We start from the raw sequence: 24,747 nt of genomic DNA, 5'->3' as shown, positions 1-24,747 counted from the left end.
TTGGCCATATGCCAGCATGACCGGAATCCATCGCCAGCCAACGCTCCAGACACTGCCTGGTCGGATAACCCAGATGCTCCACCACCTGGGCCGTCGTCATCGGCGTGGTGAAATACAACTCCACCGCACGCTCTCGTTCCTCAAGACTGAACATACGAAAATCCTTCCGTTCGGTCTCCAAGAAAACGTCCGCAGCCCCAAAGGACGCATTTTTGCGTATCGGCCGATAAGGTTATTCATAGCGGATTACGCTAACAAGGAGACGATTCTATGGTCCAATGTCCTGACCGCATTATTGCCAGCATAGATACGGGTGTTGATGATGCGTTGGCGTTGGCGTATTTGTTGGGGTCGACGGATGAGTGCGAGTTGGGTGGCGTGATTGCCAGTTATGGCAATGTGGATGCGAACACGGCTTATGCCAATACTTGCGCGGTGCTTGATTTGTTTGGTCGGGCGGATATTCCAGTGTTTTTAGGGTCTGAGCATCCTTCTTGGGCTGATGCGTTTATTCCTGATGCAGGGTGTGCCCAGTTCCACGGGGATGATGGACTGGGGAATACTCGGCTGGCAGGGTCCGGGGCTCTGGCTGATGGAGCTTGTGTGCCTGGTGATGATATGTCTGTGGATGTGCCCGATGAGGTTGTTTCTGTTGGCGGGTATTTGGCGGGGGATGTTCATGCTCATCCGGCGTTGGGTGCTTGTTCTCGTGTGAACCGCTCTCAGTCGGTGGACCATCCCCAGTCGGCTATGCCGACAGCTCTCGCCAGCGGGGGCAAAAGGAGGTGCTCCGTTGATGCTGCGGATGGGATTGAGTATCTGATTGAGCAGGTTCGCGAGTTTGGCCGAGACGTTACCGTGCTGGCTACCGGGCCGTTGACGGATGTGGATGCGGCTATTACTCGAGCACCGGATATTGCATCGAAACTCAGGCTGGTGATGATGGGCGGTACGCTTACCCAACCCGGTAATTGTTGGGATGCGGTAGCTGAGACGAATATCATCCAAGACCCTGAGGCCGCGAATCGTGTATTTCATTCCGGCGCAGACATCACAATGGTGGGACTTGATGTGACTCACCAGTGTTTGCTACCGCAATCGGCGGCCGACCGGTGGCGTGCGACGGGGACCAAGCGCGGGCGGTTCTTGGCTGATCTCGCGGACTTTTCCATCAAGGCAAATTTGGAAGCCGACCCCGCACTGTTCTCTGGCGGCATGCCGTTGCATGATCCGTTGGCGGCGGCGGTTGCACTTGATTCTTCACTGGTCGATTGTTTTGATCTTGCGTTGCGCGCGGAGACCAATACCGGTGATTTCAATGGAGTACGAGGCCGGACCACCGGAGACCCGGTTGGGCTGGTGAATCATTCCATGCCGCATGTGCATGTGGCACTTGGTGTGGATTCGGGACGTTTTTTGGATGAGTTTGTAGAGAGGATGGCTGAGGTGTGCCGGTAACTCCCCTCAGTCCGCTACACGGGCAGCTCGACCGCAATTACGGACAAGCTGCCGCTCGCATTCTTCTGGCTCGACTCTCGTCTCGCCTTCGCCTACAAACAGTCCACCGGGCGTTTGCTTTACGGCTCAGCCCGTCAGAGGGGGCCTAACAAGGACTATTTCACACCGCCGAATCGGCGATCGCGGTGGATGTAATGGTCGATGGAGCGCCATAGCACGTCACGGCCGCAGTCCGGGAAGAGTTCGGGCACGAAGTCGAGCTCGGCGTAGGCGGCCTCCCACGGCAGGAAGTTGGAGGTGCGCTGTTCGCCGGAAGTACGGATCACCAAGTCGCAATCGGGAATGTCCGGATTGTACAGATGGTCGGCAATCATCTTCTCAGTCACACGGTCGCCGGAAATCTTGCCATCGCGCACCTCGCGTGCGATCGCCGCACAGGCGTCGGCGATTTCGGCACGGCCGCCATAGTTGATGCAGAACACCACATCGATGACCTTGTTGTTCTTCGTGCGCTCCATCGCGACCTCAAGCTCGTCGATGACCGACTTCCACAGCTTCGGGCGGCGTCCGGACCAGCGCACGCGCACGCCCCAATCGTCCATCTGCGCCACGCGGCGGTGGATTATCTCACGCGAGAATCCCATGAGGAAACGCACCTCCTGCGGACTGCGCTTCCAGTTCTCGGTCGAGAACGTGTACAGGCTCAGATACCTCACACCCGCCTCGATCGCACCGGCAATGGTGTCGAACACCACCGGCTCCGCAGCCTGATGGCCGTTGGTGCGGATCATGCCGCGCTGCTTGGCCCAGCGGCCATTGCCGTCCATGATCACCCCCACATGACGGGGCACCTTGTCCTTAGGGAAATCGGGGATGCGGGACGGGTCGCTGAATGGCGCGGCGGGAATGTCCAATGACGTGTAATCAACGTTCTCAAAAGCCATACTCATGAATCTATCAAGCGCAGCGAACGAATCGGGCGCTCAAGGTAATACTCCGCCCAATCTTCAACCAACTCATGCGTGACACGCTCCAACGGGCCCGCATCCAGCACCGTCCAATCGCCCTGGATGAGCGCCCGGAACTCCCGTAGCGCACGTGGCGGGATGCGTCGGGCGTCCGTAGTGTGGTCGACCTCGCACATCACACCGCCGGAGGCTATGGACAGATACGCACAATCCGACTTGCCGCACACCACACATGTGTTGAGCCGGGGCTCCCACCCAGCCAGAGCCAACGCACGCATCACATAGGAACCGCTGATGGCGCGAGGCGCGTGCGCATGTTTGGCCAGCGCGTTCAATGCGCCAATCAGCAGCTGATACTGTTCAGCCCTACGTTCATGCTCGGTGCCGATGAGTTTGTCGACGGTTTCCACAATGACATTCGCCGCCTCATACGATTCGTAATCAGTGACGATGGCCGTGCCATAGGCCGCCACGGAGTCAGCTTGCGATACCACGTCAAGGGACCGTCCCTCAGCAATGAGCAGATCGGCTCGCATAAACGGTTCAAGTCGCGCGCCGAATCGCGATTTGGTGCGGCGCACCCCTTTTGCAACAGCACGAATCTTGCCGTGCCCCCGCGTCAGTATCGTGATGATGCGATCTGCCTCACCGAGTTTGGCGGTACGCAGAATCACGCCTTCATCCCGGTACAACGCCATGCCCGTCAGCCTCCATCCTCAACCTGCCAGCCTCCCTCATCATAGCGAATGGCGAATCGACGCTTGCATATGCGCCAACGCGAAGCCCCCCATGACGAAACCCCCATGACGAAGCCGAGCAGGGTACCGGGCCGGCATCAGTAGATGAACAGCCCCCAGAAGGCGAAGAACAACAGCACGTGCAGCATGGTGAACGTGACCAGCCAGAACAGCACGCGCCCGAATCGCGTGGAGGCGAGTACCGGTTCGGTGCCGGTGATGATACCTTTCATCGCCTCCTTGCGCGGCGGCCATTGAATCAGCCCACGGTGCCATGCCACTTCAATGAGTCGCATGAACACGCGGGACCATGCCCACAGCACCACGATGGAGACCACTTGGATCACAGGCCAGCTCCAATACATGACTCCTGGCGTTTCCGTGGGAGCGCCGCCCCAAGCCAGCTTGACCACTCCCATGATGACCTGTCCCAGACCGGCGAAGAAGATCAACAGCGCGGCGAGTGTCGTCAGCGTCAGACTCAGTAACGCGCTGCCGAAACCGTGCGCGAACCCCAGCACACGGGGTTTGGGAGGAACCGCAATCCCCTGACGTTTGGCATCACGCCGTTGTCTGCGCCATCGCGCATCAACCGTCAGCTGCCGAATCATGGCTACGCATGCAAGAATCGCCGAGGCAAGCAACAGCATCAGCATGGTGGCATGCAATATGACGCCGTATATGGTTCCCGCCGTCCGCGCTTTCAGTCCTGTGGGCAGTCCGATGGATTGGTAGAGGTCGATACCGGCCACCGGCTCACTGGTCTGTTTCAATCCGCTGGTGGTACCAACCGCCCAATCGATGAGATCATCGACATAGGCATCGGCGAATGGCGTGCCTTCCTCGGATTCATCCCCCAATCGAAGCACATGGTTGGCCACTGGATAGCTGCGCACGGTGACATTCCAGTTGCCAGCCTGATGCGCGTTGTAGAGGATGGCCCTCACTCCCTCCACTTGGGCTGTCATGACGTCCTTCGAACCGTATGCCACATACGTGGGTACGGAGTATGCCGTGGGGTTGAGCGTCGGCAGATCGAGATTGGTCAGGCCGAACAGTGAGGCATCCGCGCTGAACAGTCGTTGCACGATGGACTGGTATCCGTCATTGGCGCCAACCAAAGTGAAATCCTGGGTAATGAAGAAGCCCAGTGATTGACGCGGTGAGAACACCATCGGACTCAACAGGATCTGGAATGCGATGTCCGGATCATCGGCCAGCAAATACGAAGATATCCACGTGGATTCCGAGGTGGCGTATATGCCGACCTGATTGTCGTCCACATTGTCCATCGCGCGAACATATTTGACGACCTGATCATAGGCACGCGCGGAAGCGGGATAATCGCGATTGATGTCCGTCGTATCCCATACCGGCTTGTCGAGCACGGCAGTCACGAACCCTGCCGACGCCATGTCCGAGGCGACATCGCCGAAGGAATTGTCTGCCGTGCCATAACCGGCGCCATGCATGAACACCACGCCCGGATGTATGCCTCCGCTGTCCTTCGGCTCGCGAATGCGTACGGTGACCGCCTGCACACCGTCGGCGTTCGCCTTGTTTCGTTCGCCTTGTTCCTGGACGAGCGAACCGTCACGCGCTATATTCAGCACCACCTGTCGTTCGGAGACTTCATAACTTCCCTTGGACGGCAGCGTCCGCCCCTGGGGATTGTCGAAGACCACATCCGTGTCGTCGGTGAGCGCTGCCATGGATTGCCCGGTGGGCTCGATGTTCCACGGCACTGTGGTGATATTCGAGATCGATACGAGGATGCCGATGAGCATGATAAAAATGGGCAGGCTCACCGACATGCGTCGGCCCAAGCCCCACGGCCGGTATGGGACGGTCACCCGGTGTTCGTCATGCTCCTGCGATTGCGGCATGTGAAGCCATTGTAATCAGATGACGATATTTCGGCTCTCCGCTGAGGGAGAGCCGAACCGTAGGCGACTTAAGGAAACCTGCAGCCTAGTGGCAGGGCAACGCAGCGGCCTGTCTCACTAATAATTGGGTACTGTCTCTCCCCCAGTCAGCTTCGCTGCCAGCCCCTCGTCAGAGAAGGCCAATACCACTCAGACAATTACGAGACAGACTAATGGTGACGGTTTGGCTCAGTGGCCGGGATGCTGGATGGGCACCACCACAGGACCTGTGGCATTGGCCGGCACCTTGCCTTCGGCTTCCATCTGTGCGGCGATGTCGTTGGCGATGGTCAGCAACGTATCCACGATCTGGTCTTCCGGCACGGTCTTGATGACCTTGCCCTTGATGAAAATCTGTCCTTTTCCGTTGCCGGATGCCACACCGAGGTCGGCTTCACGAGCCTCGCCTGGACCGTTGACGATGCAGCCCATGACGGCCACACGAATCGGAGCGGTGATGTCCTTCAGCCCTTCGGTGACCGCGGAGGCCAGCTGAATCACATCAACCTGGGCACGTCCGCAGCTCGGGCAGGAAATGATGTCGAACTTGCGCGGGCGCAGTCCCATGTATTCCAGCAGTTTGCAACCGACCTTGACTTCCTCGACCGGAGGCGCAGAGAGGGAGACACGGATCGTATCGCCTATGCCTTCGGCCAGCAAGGCGCCGAACGCCAGACACGATTTGATGGTGCCTTGCCAGGCGGGGCCCGCCTCGGTGACGCCGAGGTGCAGCGGCCAGTCACCTTTGGATGCCAGAAGACGATAGGTCTCCACCATCGTGATCACATCATGGTGTTTGACGGAAATCTTGAAATCATGGAAACCGACGTCCTCGAACATGTGCGCTTCCTTGAGCGCGGAGGCAACCAACGCCTCGGGGGTCGGACCTCCGTATTTGGCGTACAGGGCCTTGTCGAGCGATCCGGCGTTCACACCGATGCGCAGCGAGATGCCGGCGTCGGTCGCCGCCTTGCAGATGGATGGGCCCACTTCGTCGAATTTTCGGATGTTGCCGGGGTTCACACGCACCGCCGCGCAGCCGGCGTCGATGGCCTGGAACACGTATTTCGACTGGAAATGGATGTCGGCGATGACCGGAATGGGTGATTTCCGGCAGATTTCCGGCAATGCGTCGGCATCGTCCTGACTCGGCACCGCCACCCGGACGATGTCGCATCCCGCCGCAGTCAGTTCGGCGATCTGCTGCAAGGTGGCACCCACATTCGCCGTGAGCGTATTGGTCATCGACTGCACCGAAATGGGCGCACCCCCACCGACCGGTACCGGACCGACCATGATGCGACGGGATTTACGTCGTGGATGCAAAGGCGACTCACTGGTCAACTCAACCGGGTCGCCGGTCTTACGGAATGGTTTGGCAACAGGGATTTCCGTGTTCAACAGGTATCTCCTCAGACATGCAGCTATAGGCTATGAGCTCTTTCAGCCCCTCGTACGCTATTGCCTGTTTATCAGGTCGTCCGCCCGGCGGCGCGCCTCGCACTCGAGTTGGTTCATTTCCTCCACGTCGTTGAACAGCGGGTTACCACGGAGTTCCACATCCATCTCGTCAAGTACTGCCTTGACCGTGTCCACAATGCCCAAGTACGGGAGGCGATGGTCAAGGAAGGCGTGCACCGCCTGTTCATTGGCGGCGTTCAGAACTGCCGTATGCTTTTCCGACGCGGACAGGCAGTGGCGGGCAAGCTGCACCGCAGGGAACGCCTCATTGTCCAATGGCTCAAACGTCCAGGTGGCGGCTTTCGTCCAGTCGCATGCCACGGCCACGTTGTCCATGCGGTCAGGCGCGGACAGGCCCAGTGCGATGGGCAGACGCATATCGGGCGGCGAGGCCTGACCGATGGTGGCGCCATCGCTGAATTCCACCATCGAGTGCACGATGGATTGCGGATGGACAGTCACTTCGATGCGGTCGGGCGCAATGTCGAACAGACGGGAAGCCTCAATGACCTCAAGTCCCTTGTTCATCAGCGTCGAGGAGTTGATCGTCACCACCGGCCCCATATTCCATGTGGGGTGATGCAGCGCCTGTTCGGGAGTGACGTGCTCCATGTCGGCGCGCTTCCAGCCGCGGAATGGTCCGCCGGAGGCCGTGACCACCAGCTTGGACACTTCGGCATGGGTCCCGGAACGCAGTGACTGCCAGATGGCGGAATGTTCGGAATCCACCGGGTTGATCTGCGCCTCGCGCACTTGGGCGCCGAACAGCAGATGACCGCCTGCAACCACCGATTCCTTATTGGCCAATGCCAATTGGGAACCGGCATGAAGCGCCGCGATGGATGGTTCCAATCCGATGGAACCGGTGATGCCGTTCAGCACCACATCGGCGCCTGAGGCGGCAAGTGCGATGACTGCATCCGGGCCACCGCTCACATGCGTGCCCTTGGCACCGGCTTGGACCAGCGCCTCTTCAAGTTCCTTGACCTTGGACGCGTCGAAAACCGCGACTTCAGGAACATGGAATTGCGCGGCCTGACGGGCGAGCAGTTCCACATGCGCTCCGCCGGCAGCCAGACCGGTAACGGTGAAACGTTCCGGGTGACGTGCAATGACATCTAGACCTTGCGTGCCTATGGATCCCGTAGATCCCAAAAGCACAACGCTGCGAATGGAGACCTCGCTCACTGTTCCTTCTTAGTATCGTCGTCGTTCAGAGTGGGGAATGACAGATCGGGGATGGAGTTCCCCAGATCATCGTCAAAGTTCGGGATCAATGGGAATAACGTGCTGAATTTCGTCTCGTGTTGGTTGTCTGTTTTCTCCGCGGCCGGCTGCTCGGATGCAGGCTGGCCGGTTTGTGATTGTGGTTTCACCGAAGACTGGGGTCCATCATGTGCTGCAGGAGCCGCTGCGCTCTGTGGAACGGGCTGTGCGGCGGGCTGTGCGGCGGGCTGTGCGACGACCGGTACCGCAACGGACCCGGTATTGCGCTCAGGCTTGACGGCGGGAGCGAAGGACACCGGCATAGCAGGCGGTGCCGGAGTCGCCGGCTGCACGGCAGGAGCCACAGGTGATGTCGTGTGTGATGCCGCAGCCGATTGCGCCTGTGGCGCCGGCTGTCCGGCCGGCGTGAACGTATTCACGGCGTTCGCGACATTCGCTGCGGGCTCAGTGTTCAGTTTCAATGCGCTCGGAGTATTGAGGCTGGGCATCTTCGGCGCGAACGAAGAGGCATCCACGGCGGGCAGCTCCTGGGAGACCTCGGCCATGTGCGCCAATGCGGCGAGCGAGGGGTTGCCATCCGTCAGGTTCCTGTTCGTAGACAGGGAGGCAGCCTGCTGAGCAGGCCCGGCAGCGGTTGCAGCGGGCTTGGGCTGAGGATCGAAGGACGGAGGAACCTGATCCGCCGATTCAGAAGCGTCATGGCGCACAGATGCCGGGACGGCCGCAGGTGCGTCAGGAGACGGGGACGGCACCGGCAGTGCCTGACGATTTTGCTGAACCGAAGGATACTGCACAGTCGGGGATTGAACAGCCGACTGCGCTGACGAAGGTGCCTGAATCGGCACAGCAGATGCGTTCGAGGCGGTCGACACCTGATTAATGGTCTGCGGCGTATAAGCGGAGGGTACTGAGGGTGCTGAGCCAGATACGCCTGACTGTGCCTCGGCCTGTGCTGTGGCGGGAGCAGGGAACAGATTCTGTTCGGCCTGACGAAGCGCGTCAAACGACTCCCCCGTCACGGCCGCAGCCGCCTGAGGTGCGGCAACCGTGGACCGCTGTGCGTCATTCGCAATAAGCGGGGTCACCTGACCGGAGGCATTATGAGAAGTGTCTACCGACTGGTTTGCCGCCGACTGGTTTGCCGTAGTGCCGCCGTTGGCGACATAATCGCTGATGCGTGCGTAGGACTCGATCCTGCTCAGCAGTTGGACGCAGACATTGAGGAAGTAATCGACCTGGCGTTCATCGTATCCATTTCTGCCCTTGCGCTGTGTGAAAATAACATTGTTCACAGCGTCGGCATTCAGGTCGGCAAGCCCCTTGACATCGTTCTGGGTTACGCCATCGACGCCAAGAGCTGCGGCTGCCTTGTCCACCACCTGATCGGCAATGCGGTCGACCTGTTTCTTGTCATAGGACGGTTGCTTGGGAGCACCTGGCTTGAATCGCTCCCGTGGGGCGCGCTCAACATGGGATGCGACCTTCTGATACAGCTTTTCCGTCTGCGCCTTCCAAGCCACACGACCCTGCTGGCCGATCTCCCAAGCGGTCTGCTTATCGACCACGGCCTGTTCAAGACGGTGCAGCGCCGCGTCGACTTGGCTGATGACATATCCATCCTTGGCCAATTCAAAGGAGACGGATTGAATGTCCTGCTGCGTAAGGTTGATGCCTTCGCTGTCATACAAGGTGTGGGCGCGTTCCAGGAAAGCATCCACCTGCGTGGTGTCGTATCCCAGCTTGCGCTTGCCCGCACGTGCGATTCCGGCTTTGCCATCCCCTTCACGAAGTTTCTTCGCCATCGCCAGATCAACCTCCTGCTGAATAAAACACTCTGCTCACAACTGTACGTGAGCGTTACGACTCAGTGATGAAGGCGGACGGAATCGACACAAAAGGTGGGCAATGAGGGACCTCGAACCCCGGCCGCCAAATCGCAGGCAGGCAAACGGCGTCTCACAATCGCGCAGCAACAAGCTGGCGATTATCGCCGCCCCGACCGCCGGACGGCAGAAACCAGCAATGGGAAGCACCCGCCACAAAGCATCCAACGAAAAAGTCCCACTGCCCATTGAGCCTGAAAATGTCATAGGAATGGGTCACGCATACTTAAGGTCGCGTCACGGTATCCACTGCCACCACTTGACGATACTAACGCACCGTGTTAGTATCGTTGTGTGAGAACGAGAGACGGGGAGCTCAACGACTTCCTCTACGGTGGCCGCTACCCCAAGAAATATCCGGCGGGACTCGAGCGCGCCCTCATGCGCAAGCTCCAGATACTCAAGGCATCCCGCGAGCTGCACGACCTCAAAGTGCCGCCCGGCAACCGGCTCGAACCCCTGAAGGGCGACTGGAGTATTCGCGTCAACCAGCAATGGCGTCTCGTGTTCCAATGGGACGACGACAACAAGGAGGCCACCGATGTCTACTTCGACGACTACCACAAATGACTACTACAGCACCCCCGGCGAAATCCTCGACGAGGAGTTCCTCCAGCCGCTCGGCATCAGCCGATACCGGCTCGCCAAGAGCATCGGCGTGAGCGAGACCGCCATCGGCGAGATCGTCAATGGCAAGCGCCGCATCTCCACCCCCATGGCGTGGCGTCTCGGCAAGGCGCTCGGCACCACGCCCGACTTCTGGGCGAACCTCCAGACCGACTACGACCTCCTGACCTTCGACCCCAGCACCCTTGGAGACATCCGCCCGCTCGCCGAAGTCTGAACATGACCGGTACCACCTTGGCACTGCGGAAAAACACTGCCAAACCCTGCTGAACAAACATTGAAACAAAACAGACCAGCCGCTTGACATCACACGCGACTACCCGCTCGGGCCAAGAGACAAACCGGCAGCCGCATGACATCGACACGACGCATGTGTCAACCATACCCCAGGACATGCCGTCAACCATGCTCCGACACATGCGTCATTTAGGCCCCGAGACATTACACCAGTGATTTCGCGTGATATCCAGTGAAAACAGAAAAGCCGCTCAGCCCTACTCCCATAAGGCGGAAGCGGCTTTTAATGCATTTTCGACAAGGTGGGCAATGAGGGACTCGAACCCCCGACATCCACCGTGTAAAGGTGGCGCTCTAACCAACTGAGCTAATTGCCCGCAACTGTCCACAATAGCGCATTACCGGCACAGCGTGTCAACCCCGATGTCTACCGGCGTGCCGCAGTGATTGCGGCACGCCCGCTTCCGCTATCCCGGCACCGGAATATCGTGAACTTGGTTTTTCAGGTGATCCTCTAGTGGTCTGTCTCGTAAACAATTGAGGGATTCAACAATCTCGCAAGGGCAGACTGGGGACTCATCGGGCGACAATCGGTATCAGCCACTTCGCGCAAGGCACATCATGAATCATCTTTTGCCAGCAAGCGGCGGGTGATACCGCACGCTGTACTGATACCCGCGTCGGGCCGTGCTTAAGCCCCGGGCTCCATTTTTTGCCGCCGAGAGCGGCCCTTGCGCCGACAGGCGCTTTCGCGGTTCGACGCCCCACACTTCTCTCCAGGTCTTTTCTCACTCAACGTACTTGACGGACACTCAACGCACGTTAAGTGAGACGACATAGCGGGTGCTTGTGCTGCACCTTGTGCCACAGCGCCGCAAATAATGCGATATCGCGCTGGCGCGGCGGCATCCACGATGATCCGCGATGATTCATCACCCGTACCGCAAACAAGAATGGCGGAATTCCAAGGATCATCTGATCCGCGCATGAGAAGAGAACAAGGCCGGTCCGTCACGCGAGCCCCAAACGGCTCGAATCGCACTACCATGGCACACGGAACATACGCATGGCATACGATACGCGCTCACGGCGGCATCCCATACACCAATTTGCCGCATAGGAACGGCGCAAACGCACCGAATCCGTCCCGGAAAGCCTGAAAACTGCTGAATCGCACTTCAGGGACACGAAAACCCGTCCCGGAAGCCTAATTCGGCCCGTTTCGTCGTTCCGGGGACGGATCCTCCCGCGCCACGTCGATCGCCGCCCGGAAGGAATGGCGGAATTCCAAGGATTCCCAACCCCCGCCGCACACACGTCACAGGCGCAGGCACACGAAACCCGTCCCGGAAGTGCGAAAACGGCAGAATCGCATTTCCAGGACACGAAAACCAGTCCCTGAAGCCCGAAAACGGCTGAACCGCTCTTCAGAGACACGAGAATCCGTCTCTGAACCCATGTTCAAGGCCATGTTCAGGTATCAGGACGGATCAGCCAGGCAATCGGCCGAGGATACGGATGATCCATGCAATCGATTCACCCGTTCGGCACCAAACCTAGTGGTCCGTCTCACCAATAACCGAGGGATCCGGCTTCCATCTCTCCCCCAGTCAGCTTCGCTGACAGCCCGTCCTGCAATTACGGACGTGCTACGCGCGGCATCCAACTGGCTCGCCTGCCGGCTCGCACGTTGCCTACAAACAGCTCCGCTGTCTGCTTCACGGCAACGTCCATCAGAGGGGGGTAATGGGCAAGCACCACTCAGACAATGACGTGACGGGCCACTAAGCCCGAGACCATCGGTCAGCGTCCTTTGCCGAAGGCGCGCAGTCGGATGCCGTTCCAATCCTTGCTGACGGTAAGCGGGGTGGCTGCATTCATGCCTGCAGTCTGCGCCGCGGACTGCACAGTGGAGGAGCTTGCGGCACCGGGGCGCCCCGGCTTGGGAGTCAGCACCCACAGCGGACCATCGTCATCGAGCACGGCGCATGCGTCGACGATGGTGTCGGACAGCTCGTCTTCGTCATCGCCATCGCGCCACCACAGAATGACGCCATCCACGGAGGAATTGTAATCCTCATCCACGAGTTCCTCGCCAGTACGCTCTTCGATCTTGGCGCGGATGGAATCATCCACGTCGTCGTCCCAGAGCCACTCCTGGACGATGTCTCCAGGCTTAAATCCAAATTCTTCAGCGTTCTGTGATGCCGTTTGATTCACAGAGGCAACATTAGCAAGTCTCGGGGAACAAACGCGTTAATTTCACCGAAACATCTCGCTCAGTGACCATGTTTGCGATTATGCCGAGCAATGCGGCAGACTGTCACCCCTACCTTGCCCGATGGCTACCAAAGCTTGGTACGCCTCATCCAAGGTTGCGACCTTGACGTCCCGCACCCCTTGCGGCACATGCCCTACGGCCTCGTCGCAGTTGCCGGACGGCGTAAGGAACCATGTGGCGCCATCGCGTTTGGCGGCGAGCATCTTCAGACGAACGCCGCCGATTCTGCCGACCTTGCCTTTAGAGTCGATCGTGCCGGTGCCGGCGATGACGTGTCCGCCGCTTTCCTCCGCTGCCGTGAGCTTGTCGATGAGACCCAAGGCATACATCATGCCGGCCGAAGGACCGCCGATTTTGTCGACATGCATGGTCACGCTGACCTTGTCCAGCGCGGATACGTCGATTCCCAGCTCGCTTGCGTGGTTTTTCGCATATGCGATCCCCACTTCTCCGGCCGTGTCCTGCGAACCGGACATATCGGCATCGACCTCCTGCTGGTATTCGTCTGCGGTCTGTCCGACCGGGACCACCGCCTCACGGGGCATGACCTCCACATGTGGATTCGCCCATCCCCAAACCGCCTGCGCGTTGACGATCGGATACCCGGGCACACCCGACGCGCTCACCGTGACCAGGAGCAACTTGCCTGAATCCTTGTACGTCGCCACACCTTCGCCGGAGACATCAATCACATCGCCCTCATCTACCTTGCCCAGCACATCCTGGGTTGGACCGGGCATCTCGATAACGTAGGGGCTGGGCAGCAGCAACACCACCACAGCGAGCGCCACCGCCACGGCACCCGTGAAATACCTTGGCGAACGGCCGGCGACATACGACCTGAATCGTGCGAACCATCGTGCAAACATAAGCAACAGTGTAGGCAATGGGCGGCAGCGCGGACAACGGGCCGCACCACTCCGGCGCCGCAAACCGTCACCGGGATGCCCGGCATCCGCTCGCCTCAGGCGAACGGGCGCGGGCACCGCCTACACTTGAGGTAATCCAATCTCGGGGTGTGCGAGACGTATGCCGCAGCAACAGAAGGACACGCATGGACGACAACGCGATTCACGAATGGTTGATCAAATGCTTCGGCCCTATCCAAGGTGAGATGGCATGGCAGCAGATCAGTCAGCTGCCGGAGGAGATACGGGAACAATTGATGAGCCAGGATCCCAGCCGCCTGCCAGACCCCTCCGAAGTGCAGCAGATGATGGCCGCGTTCAGCGCGGGCGGGCTCAACACCATGTCCGACATGCAGCGCACGGTGGAGGAAGGGCCCATCAATGTGAAGCTCGCCAAGTCCATCGCATTGCAGCAGGCCAATGCCTCGGGCTCCGAGTCCAGCGTGTCTGCCGTGGACGGCGAGGCCGCACGTCGTGCGATGAGCGAGGCCAACCTGTGGCTAGACACCGCATGCGAATTCAATCCAGCCCCGGGAGAGCCGGATGTGCTGACCCGCGCCGGATGGGTGGAAGGCACCATCGACCAGTGGGCTAAGTTCGCCTCCCCGGTGGCCGAGTCGATGAACGACGCGCTGGCTTCGGTTATCTCGGAGCGTCTGGGCGGCATGTTCGGCGACGGCACCGGGGAAATCGCCGGCATGTTCGCCGGTCCTGTCCCCATTCCGATTCCTGATGGCATGAAGGACCCGGCTCAGCTGATGAAACTCTTGGGCAACACCTCGTTCGCCATGCAGCTCGGACATGCTGCAGGCAATCTCAGCCATGAGGTGCATGGCAGTTTCGATCAGGGCATCGCCCTGTTGCAGAATCCGGCCGGCGGTCTGATCGCACAGAACGCCACCGAGTATGCGGCCATGCTGAACGGCCAGGCTCAGCAGGATCCAATCCAGCAGGACACTGCGGGTGATGGGTCGAATGACGCAGACTCCCACTATCCGGCTGGCTTCACCTCAGCGCAATCTCACAATTCTGACACCAACACCGATTCGGATGCCGGCCCGCAGACACCATCAGAGGCCGGCAGCGGAGATGACGCATCAGACGCCGACGATCTCGACGCCCAGTTTGCGGCGGCATTCGCCGATTTCAACATGACCGAACACATTCCGGAATCCGAAGTGCTGTCCTTCCTTGCCCTGCAGGAGATGGCACATGCCCGGCTGTACGCCTCAGTACCATGGCTGATGCCCCGGTTTGAGGCGCTGATCGGCAAATACGCCCGTGGCATTTCCATCGATCTGGATGCCATGGAGGAGCAGCTGCGCGACGCCACGTCGATGGATCCGGAGTCGATCTCTGGGGCTGTGAACCTCACCAAAGTCGGCATTCCCGACACCCCGGAGCAACGCGAGGCACTGGCTTCGCTGGAATCGCTGCTGGCGATGGTCGAAGGCTGGGTGGACTGCGTCGTGTGGCGCGCCGGCATGGCGCATCTACCGCATATCGAGCAGCTGCGTGAGATGATGCGTCGCGAACGCGCCATGGGAGGCCCCGCCGAACGCACCTTCGAGAGTCTGCTCGGCATGCAGCTGCGTCCGAAGCGCATGCGCGAAGCAGCGGGATTGTGGGAGATGATCACTGCAGCCGAAGGCCCCGAAGGCCGCGACGCCAAATGGTCGCATCCCGATCTGCTGCCGACGCTGCCCGCCGAACAGGGTGCCGGCCGGCAGGACGATGGCGCCGGCGCTGGTTCCGGCACCGGCGCGTCACAGGCCTCATCTGCCGGTCATCCAGCCGCCGAGGGCAAATCAGCAGATATCGACTGGGATGCCGAGCTGTCGAAACTGCTCGATGAGGACGGTGATAAGGGCGGAAACAACGACAACACCGACCATACGGACGGCACGGACCAAACAGACGGTACTACCAGCGGCACCAACGGCACCAAGTAGCTGACAAGCTGCAATCGATACCGGTCAGGCGATTGCGGCTTCGGCGCTAGAGGAACCGGGACGGGCGGCGCTGTTGGGCGCCGTATCCGTCCTTGGTCCTCGCAAATGACAGATGCAGCGAATCCTGGGCGCGCGTGATGGCGACGTACATCAAACGACGCTCCTCCTCCAGCAGCTCGCCAATCGGGCGCACCATATGGCAGCAGCCCTTCCGAACATCCGACAAGGAACACGTGTCGAATTCCAGACCTTTGGCCGCGTGAATGGTGGAGATGGTGACCCCTGGATCATCCTTGGCCACGTCTCCGGCACCATCCAGCCCCATAGCCTCCAGCAAGGCCTGACGCGATGCCGCATCAGTGGACAGCGCCGAGGTCTGCCATCCCGAATCCTTGCGGACCCGGAACCGCAGACCGTATTGACGGAGGGCGGCGCCGAACACCGGCTGTTGCGCATTGATGCGCGTCAGAATCGCGCAATCCGATGGCTTGGCCCCGTTGCGCACCAGCCGGTCGATACGCGCCGCCACCCCCTGTGCTTCCTCAAGATCGGTGTCGTAGGCGGTCCTCGACACTTTGGCGCCTGAATCACGAGCGGACACGAGTCTCAGATAGTCCTGACGATTTGGCGCCGCGGCAAGCACCGCATTGGCCAAGGACACGACTTCGGGCGTCGAACGATAATCCGTGTTGAGATCGACGTCCGCGGCAAGCGGCCCGAATTCATCGGAGAAACGAAGCAGATCCCAGCTTGAGGCCCCGGCGAACGAGTAGATGGTCTGTGCCGGATCACCGACGACGCACACATTCCGGTTCAGCGCGGCCTTCCCCTCAGCTCCCCCGCCGCCGAGCCACAGCATCATGAGCCGATGCTGCAATGGCGACACATCCTGATACTCATCGACAGTCAGCCATCCGATGGTGGATCGGATCTGTGCCGCCGCTTCCGGAAAATCGTCCATGATATGGCATACCAGCAGCAGGATATCGTCGAAATCGATCTCCCCCCTAGAGGTCTTCTCCCGCTCATAGGCGGCATAGATGTCGACGAACCGTTGAGGGGACAGCCCGGCCGGAGGCATGCGTTTCGCCGCGACGCTCACGCGCCCGTAATCCTCGGGAGCGACCAAGGACACCTTCGCCCAGTTGATTTCAGCCAGAACATCCCTGACGGTGATGGGATCGGTGTCCGCGTTGGCCGTCACCCGCGTGATGGCGCGTGATGCCACATCACGCTGGTCCTCAATCAGATGCGGGAACGGTGCCTCGCACACGTCGGCCCACACACTGTTGAGCTGATGCAGTGCGGCGGAATGGAAGGTCGCAGCCGTCACGCCTGCCGCATCCGGTGATCCCGGTCGTCCGCCATGGGCCGATGCGCCGGCGAGCCCCAGCTGATGCAGACGGGCACGCATTTCCGCCGCCGCCTTTACCGAGAACGTGACAGCAAGCGTCCTTTCGGGCCGCCACGCTCCTGTGGCGCAGGCATAGGCGATACGACGGGTGACGGTTCGCGTCTTGCCTGCGCCCGCCCCGGCGATGATGCGCACTGGACCGTTGAGCGTTGTGGCCGCCGTACGTTGCCGCTCGTCAAGTCCTTCAAGAATCCGCTGCGCATGTTCCATATCTCCATTGTGGCACGTCAATCCCTTCGTCAATCCCCTCGTCATTGCTTTCGTCGATTCCTTCATCGACCCCTTCAAGAAAGCGGACGCATGGCATCTCATGGCCGCAGACGTCCGATTCACGGACTTTTCGCCCCGTGCCGCACCACTGAAACACCAGACATGTATTAGTGTGGAAGGGTGATGAGACGAAGCAATTACATGTTGGCGGCATTGGCCTCAGCCGTCCTGCCGAATCTGGCCGTTGCAGGAGTTCGTCAGACCGCTCAGCAGAGCGCGACTGATCTGGCCAAAGGCATCGATCAGGCAGTCATACAGGACGCCTCGGGCAAACTGTATGACGTGTACGCCACCGACACCAAGGAAGGTCGCACGCGTCTGACACGCCGTGTGCAGGCCGCGCAGACGTTGTTTGCAGCGCGGGAGCCCGGTGGCCTCGGGTTCAATCTGGACCATGTGATTGCATTCGCTCCGGGCAAAGTACCGCAGCCGGGCGCCACCTCGACCGCCCAAGCCCTGGATCAGGCAGCGGTCGCTGCCGCGCCGAAACCGAAAACCAAACCAGGCCCGACCGGCCAGACGGCGGTGATGATCGCCACCCACAATGAAGGACAGGCGCGCTCGCTCGATCTGCTGACGCTGGACGACTGCGCTTCGGTAGGCACGGCATTGGGAGCCATCCACCGCCTGCCTCCCGCATTCCTGAAAGCCGCCAAGTATCCGGTATTCACCACCGGTCAGATTCGTGCCCAACTCATCGCCTGGATCAGACGACTGCGCGCAGCGGGCCATGTGCCGCAGGAGATCACCAACAGCTGGGCGCAAGTCATCGAAACCGAGGGACTATGGTCGTTTTCCACCTGCACGGTGCACGGTGGCTTCTCCGATGGCGATATGCTGTTCTCCGGATCCACCATCGCCGCAATCACCAATTGGCAGGATATGCAGGTCAATGATCCCGCCCGCGATCTGGCGTGGATTTTCGGCAAACTTGATGAGTCCCATCGCAATGCCGTGCTTTCCGCATACGGCCGCATGATGGGCGCGCGACTCGATGACCTCATCATGCTCCGCGCCAATCTGTGGCTGCAGATGGAACAGGTCGGCGAGTTCATCCAGGCGCTGAACCGCGCGGACAACGACCGCATCATCCAGTTCAAGGCCCAAGTGGAGCGTCTCGCCCATCAGCTCGGGGTCATCAGCCGATCCACGGCCACTACGCCATCCGCGGCAAAAGCCACCGGCAAGTCATCCCATAACCCTTCCACCATCACGGTGGGCACCTTGTTGAACAATGACGGGCAGCAGGATGCCGCGCGGCAGGCCCAACGCACTGCGAACGCGGCCAACAACGCTGTACGGAATCCCGACGCACAGCATCATGTTGCGCAGAATCCCGATGATACGAACGACCCCGACCGTACAGGAAGCGCGGATATCATCGCGGCCGGCAGCATCGACGTCACGCCGAAGGTCGCTGCCGCCGACAGAAGCGTCACGGACAAGCACGCAACGGACAATGACGATCAGACGGCGAACCGGCCGGTGACCGCCACAGGCTCGACCAAGCCTCAGCCTACGCCCAACGCACAGCCGTCCTCGGCATCCACCATTACGCTCAGAGAGCTCATCGACATGCATGAGCAGGAAGAGCGGCAGGCAGCGGCATCATCCGTCAAGGCCGTCGACAACGGAAATACGACGGCTGCCACCGAGGAGGATGACGACGACACCGGCGAGCACGAGCCCCAAGCCTCCTACGCGGCGGAGACCACGGTGATCCCGCTGCTGGAGCGAGAGGAGCGAGCGCTGCGCGATGCCAGGGCCGGTCTGGAAGGGTATGACCAGAACGGCAACACCATCGTCAGCCATCAGGTCTCCACGCCGAAGGCGTAAACGTGCGAATCCGCGTGTCCGTCCATTCCGGATACGGCACAATAGGTTTAGATTAACGAGTATCCCAATCATCAAGGAGCATCATGGATATCGAACTGGGCATTCAGAATGTGGCCCGTCCGGTCAACTTCAGCACCGAACAGTCCGCGGATGAGGTCAGCAAGACTATCGCGCAATCCGTCTCGGATGGCACCACCATCGATCTGACCGACGACAAGGGCCGCCGCATCATCGTTCCCGCGGGCGCGCTCGGCTATGCCATCATCGGTTCGGACACCAAGCACGCGGTGGGCTTCGGCGCCCTGTGACCGACGATTCACCGGCGCGTGGAGGCGCGCACAATGACTTGAGATGAGCAGGTCAGCTTTTCCGGCATGACGTTTTCTCCCCGAATGCGCGCCAGGATGCGTTCCACCGCAGTCGGCGCGGTCCACTCCAGCCGGGAGTCCATCGTGGTCAGCGGAATCTGCAGATACGCGGCCTCCTCGATGTTGTCGAAGCCGATCACCTGCACCTGCTCGGGCACCGCATACCCGGAAATCCGCAATGCCGTCAGGGCACCGATGGCCAGTTGGTCGTTCAACGCCACCACCCCATCGAACGGCACGCCAGAATCAATCAGCCGCTGCGTGACGCACGCCCCGGCACCGATGGTCCAATCCTGATCGGTGGTGCCCACCAGCCTCGGATCGATGGCGCATCCTCGACGATGCGCCTCCTCGATCACGCCACGCAAACGCAACTGCGCATTGCCTTCGACCGATTGAAGCAAGGCGGCTTCATCATAGTCGCCACGGGCACCGATGACCGCCAGCCTGCTTGACCCATGTGCATACAGGTAACCCGCTGCCTGAGCCGCCGCGTCCACATCATCCGGCGTCACATGGTCGGCGACGCCCCATGTGGTGCGTGCGCCGACCACCACAAGCGGAAAACCAACCTCCAGATCCTCCTTGCTGATTTTCTCCACCTCGCTCATGGACAGGATCATGCCATCTGAGACAGTGGAGTTGAATTTCCTCAGCAGATCGCGCGCACCCTTGGCGGAGCCTTCCGCATAAGTCGTGACGTAGACGGAATAATCATGTTGGCGAGCCGCATCGATGGTGCGGTTGGCAAGTTCGGCCAGATACGGCGGAGTGAGCGAGGGCACCGCGAGCGTGATGAAACCGGTGTGGTTGCGGCTCAGGTTGCGAGCGGCCACGTTGACCTGATAACCGAGCTCCTTGATGACCGATTCCACTTTGGTACGGGTGTCTTTGCTCATGCGCCCGGACCCATTGATCACATTCGATGCGGTTTTGAGCGAGACCCCAGCCGCTTCGGCCACATCGCGCAAAGTGACGCGTCGTCTTGTCCCAGGATGCTCGCTCACGGCATATCTCCTTTTACATCATCGGCATGGAGTGGAGTACGTCGTCATTCTACCCGCTTCACGATCAGCACCGAATTGCGGTCCATCACATATTCATGTGCGCGCGCGCCGGGCTTGCAACGATGGGCGACAATGGGGTCGCCCATAACGTTCTGCACATGTACCGGTTGCCTGTCCCGGTTGAGGTAGCAGTCGAAGACCGCATTGCCGTCGACCGAACGGCGAATCGTATGGATGATACGCTGATCGACAACGGTTGCGGAGTACAGCGCGCGCATCAATGACGCGATGCCGCTGCGGTCCAAATCGCAACCGACATACAGCGCCGCCCCCTCCCCGTATGGATGGCGGGTGATGGCAGGCACATCGGCAAGCTCCCACTCGGCTGCTTCGGCACCGACATATTCGGCGATCACCTTGGTGCCTTCGGCAAGACCGGTCACTACGTTCTGCCAAAGCCTGCTCACTGAGCCATCGCACAGTCGGATCTCGAAAGGCTCGCCCTCCGCTTCGCTTCCGAGGATGTTGAATTCCTCGCTGCGCACGCCGAGCATTTCGCGCAACAGTCCATGTCCGGCACCTGGGTAGCCGCCGAGACCGACGTGGAAGTGCTCGTCGATCAGCCCCGTGGCGTAGCCGATGATGACACTGCCACCCTTGCGCGCGAAATCGGCAAGACGACGCACATCCCGATCGGACAGAATCAGTACCGTAGGCAGGATGACCGTCTGGTATCCGCTCCAGTCGTATGCCAGCGGCACGATGTCCGCACGTCGGCCGGCGTCCAGAAGCCCCCGATACCAGTCGCGCACGTCATGCCAATGATCGAGTTTCATACTGGGCAGGGTCTGGCTGCGCGTGGCCCATTCGGATTCGGCGCTGAACAGGATGGCCGTATCCGAACGTTCGAGTTCACTGCCTTGCATGCCCGCTTCGCCAAGCGCATGCAAGGCTTCCCCGAGTTTGCAGACATCACGATAGATTGTCGAGTCGGCACCGGCGTGCGGCAGCATGGCCGAGTGGAATGCTTCGGCTCCGGATGCGGATTGCCGCCATTGGAAGAAATTGATGGCGTCCGCGCCCATGGCCACATGAGCCAATGCGTCACGCATGAGTTCGCCGTGGCGCTTGCGCGTGTTGAGCGGCTTCCATTGCACTGCGGATGTGGAATGCTCCATCACATACCATGGTTTGCCGAGGGCGAGCGAATCCATCAACGCATCCGAGCAGAGCAGTTCATCCAGATGGGATTCGCCCTCGTGGAAGTAATGGTCGTTGGAGACGAAGTCCACTTCGTCGGCCCATTGGGCGTAATCCATCGTGCACTGGTCGGTGGAGACCATGAAGTTCGTGGTGAACGGCTTATCCGGGCATATCTCGGCGATGGCGTCACGCTCGGCCTTATAGAAATCGAGCAACATGTCGTTGCCGAACCGCTCATAGTCGAGCTGCTGTGCGGGGTTCACCATCGCATCGCCGCCCATGTGGCGCGGCAGCAGCACTTCGTCCCAATCGTTGACGTGCTGGGACCAGAACGCAGTGCCCCATGCTTCGTTCAACGCATCGATGTCGCCATATCGCGCCCTGCACCATGTGCGGAACGCGTCAAGTGCGTTGTCCGAGTAGTCGTAGCGGTTATTCCAGCCATATTCGTTGCCCACATGCCATGCGGTGACGTACGGGTTGTCCCTGTAGTGCTCGGCAAGCTTGCAGCACAAGGTGAGCGCGTATGCTTTGAACACCGGGCTGGTAGGCTGCCATGATTGACGCGAACCGGGGTTGACGGTATGCCCGTATTTGTCGATGGGCAACACCTCCGGATGCTTGATGTACAGCCACATCGGCGCGGAGGCTGTGGCGGTGGCGAGATCGACGGCGATGCCGGCCTTGCCGAGCTTGTCGATGACGCGGTCAAGCCATTCGAATGTGAATGCGCCCTCTCTCGGTTCGATCTTGTCCCAGCTGAAGATGGCAAGGGCCACGGTGTTGACGTGCGCCTGGCACATGAGCCGAATGTCCTCATCGACTACGGCTTCCGGCCATTGATCGGGATTGTAGTCGCCGCCGAAAGCGATGCCGCGCCCATTGTTCGTGAGCAGTGACGGCCACTTGTTCGATCTGCGTGTTGCCATGGATGCTTTCCTTGTGTATGTATCAATGCCGGCCCCCTATTATGCGAATGTACGTAACGATTTCGGGGAGGGGGCCGGCTGTGTGATGCGCTTACCTTATTCCTTGACTGCGCCGGCGGCGAGGCCGGACTGCCAGTACTTCTGGAGCATGAGGAACGCGATGACCAGGGGGATGATGGTGATCAGCGAGCCGGTGATCACCAGGTTCTGGATCGCCTGGCCGCCGGCCGTGCTGGCCTGGTCCTTCCACTGGTTCAGGCCGATGGTCAGCGGATACCAGTTCGAGTCCTTCAACATGATCAACGGCAGGAAGTAGTTGTTCCACGTCGCCACGATCGCGAACAATGCGGTCGTCACAATGCCAGGAGCCAGCAGCGGCAGCGAGATCTGGAAGAAGGTGCGGAACTCGCCGGCACCATCCACACGAGCGGCCTCCAGAAGCTCATCCGGCACCGCCTGATCCGAGAAGATCCACATCAGATAGAGCCCGAACGTGGACACCAAGGATGGGATGATCATGGACCATGGCGTGTTGGTCAGGTTGAGCTTGGCGAACAGGAGGAACTGCGGGACGGCCAGCGCGATGCCCGGCACGGAGATGGCTCCGATGATGATGGCGAAGCACACCTTGCGCCCCGGGAAGCGGAACTTGGCCAAGGCGTAGCCGCCCATGATCGCCAGCAGGGTGGCGCCGCCGGCGCCAACCACCACGTACAGGATCGTGTTGATGAGCCAACGGCCAAAGATGCCGTCCTGATAGGTGAACACCGTGACGATGTTGTCCCACAGGGCGAAGCTCTTGCCGAAGCCCAGGCCGAACGTACTCGTGAAGTCGGACTGCGTCTTGGTGGCGTTGATCATGAGATATACGAACGGGAACAGGCAGTACACGGCAAAGATCGCGCATACCACGGTCAACGCGATGGAACGGGTAGGATTCGCCGGGTTGGAGAAGCCTGTCTTGGCGGCGCGTTTGCGCTCGGCCTTCTCATCGGCGGCGATGCGCTTCTGACGCGCCTTCTCGGCGGCCTTGGCGGCCTTCTCCTGTGCCTTGAGCTGCGCCTCGGTGAGGCGAGTGGATTCCGAAGTCATTGTTGCGGCACTCATGTTACTTCATCTGCTCCTTCATGCTCTTGAGCTGCACGATGTATGCGATGGCCATCGTGATCACGGCCATGACGATGGCCAAGGCGGCGGCATAATTGCTCTGGTTGCCGCTGAAGCTCAGGTTGTACGCGTACATGTTCGGCGTGTAATACGTCGTGATCGCGTTGCCCGGCACCATGTTCTGCAAAATGCTGGGCTCGTTGAACAGCTGGAACGAGCCGATGATCGAGAAGATCACCGTGATCGCCAAAGAGCCCTTCAACTCCGGCAGCTTGATCGACTTGACGATCTGCCACTCCGAGGCGCCGTCGATCGAGGCCGCCTCGTACAGGGAGTGCGGGATCGTCGACAGCGAGCTGTAGAAGATCAGCATGTTGTAGCCCGTGAACTCCCACGTGTTGATGTTGCCGATCGACGCCAGCAGCATGCCCGGGCTGAACATGTCGATGTCCGTGCCCAGGAAGCCGTTCAGGGAACCCACCAGACCGTACTTCGCGCCATACACGAAACCCCAGATCAGGGTCGACACCACCGCCGGCACCGCATACGGCAGGAACGTGGAGATACGGAAGAACTTCGTCCCATGCAGCTTCATGCTGTCGATCGCCAACGCCATCGCCGCCGCAAGGAACAACATGATCGGCACCTGCACCACCGTGAACAAAGCCACACGACCCACCGACGACCAGAACTGCTGGTCCTGCAACAGACGCGCATAGTTCTCCACACCGACGAACCTCGTACCACCGATCATCTGCTTCTTGAAGAACGAAATATAGACCGCGTACACGATCGGGATGATGAACACGAACACGAACACCACCGCGAACGGCCACATGAACTTCCAACCACGCCAATCCGCCTTATGCTTATTCACGCGCGCCTGGGCAGTATGCAGCCCCGCCTGCTCGGGCAAAATGCCCACAGCTTGCGGCGCTGTGGCCATTGT

General features: G+C 60.2%; 19 protein-coding genes and 1 tRNA gene. 6 read left to right on the top strand and 14 right to left on the bottom strand.

Translation table 11 applies throughout. The features are described from left to right. The first annotated feature begins 270 nt into the window (after positions 1 to 270). Complete coding sequence (locus BREU_RS04370) at positions 271 to 1,458, top strand: nucleoside hydrolase (protein WP_007053299.1); 1,188 nt, start codon at positions 271 to 273, stop codon at positions 1,456 to 1,458. A 155-nt stretch (positions 1,459 to 1,613) separates the two neighbouring features. Here BREU_RS04370 and BREU_RS04365 read toward each other — a convergent pair whose 3' ends face one another. The 6 genes from BREU_RS04365 to BREU_RS04340 all read right to left on the bottom strand — a co-directional run bounded on the left by BREU_RS04365 (position 1,614) and on the right by BREU_RS04340 (position 9,578). Continuing rightward, positions 1,614 to 2,402: an isoprenyl transferase gene (locus BREU_RS04365; RefSeq protein WP_044090001.1), complete on the bottom strand. Its 789-nt coding sequence runs from the start codon at positions 2,400 to 2,402 to the stop codon at positions 1,614 to 1,616. A 2-nt stretch (positions 2,403 to 2,404) separates the two neighbouring features. Then, positions 2,405 to 3,124, bottom strand: a complete 720-nt coding sequence (recO, locus tag BREU_RS04360; RefSeq protein WP_044090002.1) for a DNA repair protein RecO — start codon at positions 3,122 to 3,124, stop codon at positions 2,405 to 2,407. Between the two features lie 137 nt (positions 3,125 to 3,261). After that, a complete protein-coding gene (locus BREU_RS04355) occupies positions 3,262 to 4,977 on the bottom strand; it encodes an alpha/beta hydrolase family protein (RefSeq protein ID WP_375137582.1) in 1,716 nt (571 codons plus the stop codon). 300 nt (positions 4,978 to 5,277) lie between these two features. Next, the gene (gene ispG / locus BREU_RS04350; protein WP_150335618.1) at positions 5,278 to 6,489 is read right to left on the bottom strand and encodes a flavodoxin-dependent (E)-4-hydroxy-3-methylbut-2-enyl-diphosphate synthase; all 1,212 of its coding nucleotides are present in this window, start codon (positions 6,487 to 6,489) and stop codon (positions 5,278 to 5,280) included. Positions 6,490 to 6,546: 57 nt separating this feature from the next. Beyond that, positions 6,547 to 7,737, bottom strand: a complete 1,191-nt coding sequence (gene dxr / locus BREU_RS04345) for a 1-deoxy-D-xylulose-5-phosphate reductoisomerase (RefSeq protein ID WP_044090005.1) — start codon at positions 7,735 to 7,737, stop codon at positions 6,547 to 6,549. Then, the gene (locus tag BREU_RS04340) at positions 7,734 to 9,578 is read right to left on the bottom strand and encodes a DivIVA domain-containing protein (RefSeq protein WP_044090006.1); all 1,845 of its coding nucleotides are present in this window, start codon (positions 9,576 to 9,578) and stop codon (positions 7,734 to 7,736) included. The genes dxr and BREU_RS04340 overlap by 4 nt, the downstream gene beginning before the upstream one ends. Positions 9,579 to 9,953: 375 nt before the next feature. On the opposite strand from BREU_RS04340, the gene BREU_RS04335 reads away from it, so the two are divergent. Further along, positions 9,954 to 10,229, top strand: a complete 276-nt coding sequence (locus BREU_RS04335; protein ID WP_044090007.1) for a type II toxin-antitoxin system RelE/ParE family toxin — start codon at positions 9,954 to 9,956, stop codon at positions 10,227 to 10,229. Beyond that, the gene (locus BREU_RS04330; RefSeq protein WP_044090008.1) at positions 10,201 to 10,503 is read left to right on the top strand and encodes a HigA family addiction module antitoxin; all 303 of its coding nucleotides are present in this window, start codon (positions 10,201 to 10,203) and stop codon (positions 10,501 to 10,503) included. Before BREU_RS04335 ends, BREU_RS04330 begins: the two co-directional genes overlap by 29 nt. Before the next feature lie 323 nt (positions 10,504 to 10,826). Here the strand turns inward: BREU_RS04330 and BREU_RS04325 are convergent. The 3 genes from BREU_RS04325 to BREU_RS04315 all read right to left on the bottom strand — a co-directional run bounded on the left by BREU_RS04325 (position 10,827) and on the right by BREU_RS04315 (position 13,673). Beyond that, positions 10,827 to 10,900: transfer RNA gene (locus BREU_RS04325), tRNA-Val, on the bottom strand. Positions 10,901 to 12,326: 1,426 nt separating this feature from the next. Beyond that, on the bottom strand, positions 12,327 to 12,743 hold the full coding sequence (locus BREU_RS04320) for a DUF3052 domain-containing protein (protein ID WP_044090009.1): 417 nt from the start codon (positions 12,741 to 12,743) through the stop codon (positions 12,327 to 12,329). A 78-nt stretch (positions 12,744 to 12,821) separates the two neighbouring features. Continuing rightward, complete coding sequence (locus BREU_RS04315) at positions 12,822 to 13,673, bottom strand: S16 family serine protease (protein ID WP_044090010.1); 852 nt, start codon at positions 13,671 to 13,673, stop codon at positions 12,822 to 12,824. A 185-nt stretch (positions 13,674 to 13,858) separates the two neighbouring features. On the opposite strand from BREU_RS04315, the gene BREU_RS04310 reads away from it, so the two are divergent. After that, the gene (locus BREU_RS04310; protein ID WP_044090011.1) at positions 13,859 to 15,664 is read left to right on the top strand and encodes a zinc-dependent metalloprotease; all 1,806 of its coding nucleotides are present in this window, start codon (positions 13,859 to 13,861) and stop codon (positions 15,662 to 15,664) included. Positions 15,665 to 15,710: 46 nt separating this feature from the next. Here the strand turns inward: BREU_RS04310 and BREU_RS04305 are convergent, their stop codons facing one another. Continuing rightward, a complete protein-coding gene (locus tag BREU_RS04305; protein WP_162178916.1) occupies positions 15,711 to 17,288 on the bottom strand; it encodes an ATP-dependent helicase in 1,578 nt (525 codons plus the stop codon). Between the two features lie 183 nt (positions 17,289 to 17,471). Here BREU_RS04305 and BREU_RS04300 point away from each other — a divergent pair, with 183 nt between their 5' ends. Together BREU_RS04300 and BREU_RS04295 are read left to right on the top strand one after the other, a co-directional pair. Then, positions 17,472 to 19,184 carry a phosphotransferase gene (locus tag BREU_RS04300; RefSeq protein WP_044090014.1) on the top strand — a complete coding sequence of 571 codons (1,713 nt, stop codon included), beginning with the start codon at positions 17,472 to 17,474 and terminating at the stop codon, positions 19,182 to 19,184. An 83-nt stretch (positions 19,185 to 19,267) separates the two neighbouring features. Then, positions 19,268 to 19,492, top strand: coding sequence for a DUF3107 domain-containing protein (locus BREU_RS04295; protein ID WP_044090016.1), 225 nt, complete (start codon positions 19,268 to 19,270; stop codon positions 19,490 to 19,492). Positions 19,493 to 19,500: 8 nt separating this feature from the next. On the opposite strand, the gene BREU_RS04290 is transcribed toward BREU_RS04295, so the two are convergent. The 4 genes from BREU_RS04290 to BREU_RS04275 form a co-directional block, all read right to left on the bottom strand. After that, positions 19,501 to 20,559, bottom strand: a complete 1,059-nt coding sequence (locus BREU_RS04290; protein WP_044090017.1) for a LacI family DNA-binding transcriptional regulator — start codon at positions 20,557 to 20,559, stop codon at positions 19,501 to 19,503. A 44-nt stretch (positions 20,560 to 20,603) separates the two neighbouring features. Beyond that, entirely contained in the window at positions 20,604 to 22,691 is a 2,088-nt protein-coding gene (locus BREU_RS04285) for a beta-galactosidase (RefSeq protein WP_044090018.1), read from the bottom strand. A gap of 96 nt (positions 22,692 to 22,787) precedes the next feature. Continuing rightward, complete coding sequence (locus BREU_RS04280; protein WP_044090019.1) at positions 22,788 to 23,798, bottom strand: carbohydrate ABC transporter permease; 1,011 nt, start codon at positions 23,796 to 23,798, stop codon at positions 22,788 to 22,790. A gap of 1 nt (position 23,799) precedes the next feature. After that, positions 23,800 to 24,744: a carbohydrate ABC transporter permease gene (locus BREU_RS04275; protein WP_044090020.1), complete on the bottom strand. Its 945-nt coding sequence runs from the start codon at positions 24,742 to 24,744 to the stop codon at positions 23,800 to 23,802. Between the last annotated feature and the right edge of the window lie 3 nt (positions 24,745 to 24,747).

The organism is Bifidobacterium reuteri DSM 23975, assembly GCF_000741695.1.
Lineage (GTDB): Bacteria > Actinomycetota > Actinomycetes > Actinomycetales > Bifidobacteriaceae > Bifidobacterium > Bifidobacterium reuteri.
Note: the sequence above shows the minus strand (reverse complement) of the source record. Positions and strands in the feature narration are given on the sequence as shown.

Coding starts and splice junctions, on each gene's coding strand:
- BREU_RS04370 (WP_007053299.1), top strand. CDS start 271: ATGGTCCAATGTCCTGACCGCATTATTGCCAGCATAGATACGGGTGTT.
- BREU_RS04365 (WP_044090001.1), bottom strand. CDS start 2,402: ATGGCTTTTGAGAACGTTGATTACACGTCATTGGACATTCCCGCCGCG.
- recO (WP_044090002.1), bottom strand. CDS start 3,124: ATGGCGTTGTACCGGGATGAAGGCGTGATTCTGCGTACCGCCAAACTC.
- BREU_RS04355 (WP_375137582.1), bottom strand. CDS start 4,977: ATGTCGGTGAGCCTGCCCATTTTTATCATGCTCATCGGCATCCTCGTA.
- BREU_RS04340 (WP_044090006.1), bottom strand. CDS start 9,578: ATGGCGAAGAAACTTCGTGAAGGGGATGGCAAAGCCGGAATCGCACGT.
- BREU_RS04330 (WP_044090008.1), top strand. CDS start 10,201: ATGTCTACTTCGACGACTACCACAAATGACTACTACAGCACCCCCGGC.
- BREU_RS04315 (WP_044090010.1), bottom strand. CDS start 13,673: ATGTTTGCACGATGGTTCGCACGATTCAGGTCGTATGTCGCCGGCCGT.
- BREU_RS04310 (WP_044090011.1), top strand. CDS start 13,859: ATGGACGACAACGCGATTCACGAATGGTTGATCAAATGCTTCGGCCCT.
- BREU_RS04305 (WP_162178916.1), bottom strand. CDS start 17,288: ATGGAACATGCGCAGCGGATTCTTGAAGGACTTGACGAGCGGCAACGT.
- BREU_RS04300 (WP_044090014.1), top strand. CDS start 17,472: ATGAGACGAAGCAATTACATGTTGGCGGCATTGGCCTCAGCCGTCCTG.
- BREU_RS04295 (WP_044090016.1), top strand. CDS start 19,268: ATGGATATCGAACTGGGCATTCAGAATGTGGCCCGTCCGGTCAACTTC.
- BREU_RS04285 (WP_044090018.1), bottom strand. CDS start 22,691: ATGGCAACACGCAGATCGAACAAGTGGCCGTCACTGCTCACGAACAAT.
- BREU_RS04280 (WP_044090019.1), bottom strand. CDS start 23,798: ATGAGTGCCGCAACAATGACTTCGGAATCCACTCGCCTCACCGAGGCG.
- BREU_RS04275 (WP_044090020.1), bottom strand. CDS start 24,744: ATGGCCACAGCGCCGCAAGCTGTGGGCATTTTGCCCGAGCAGGCGGGG.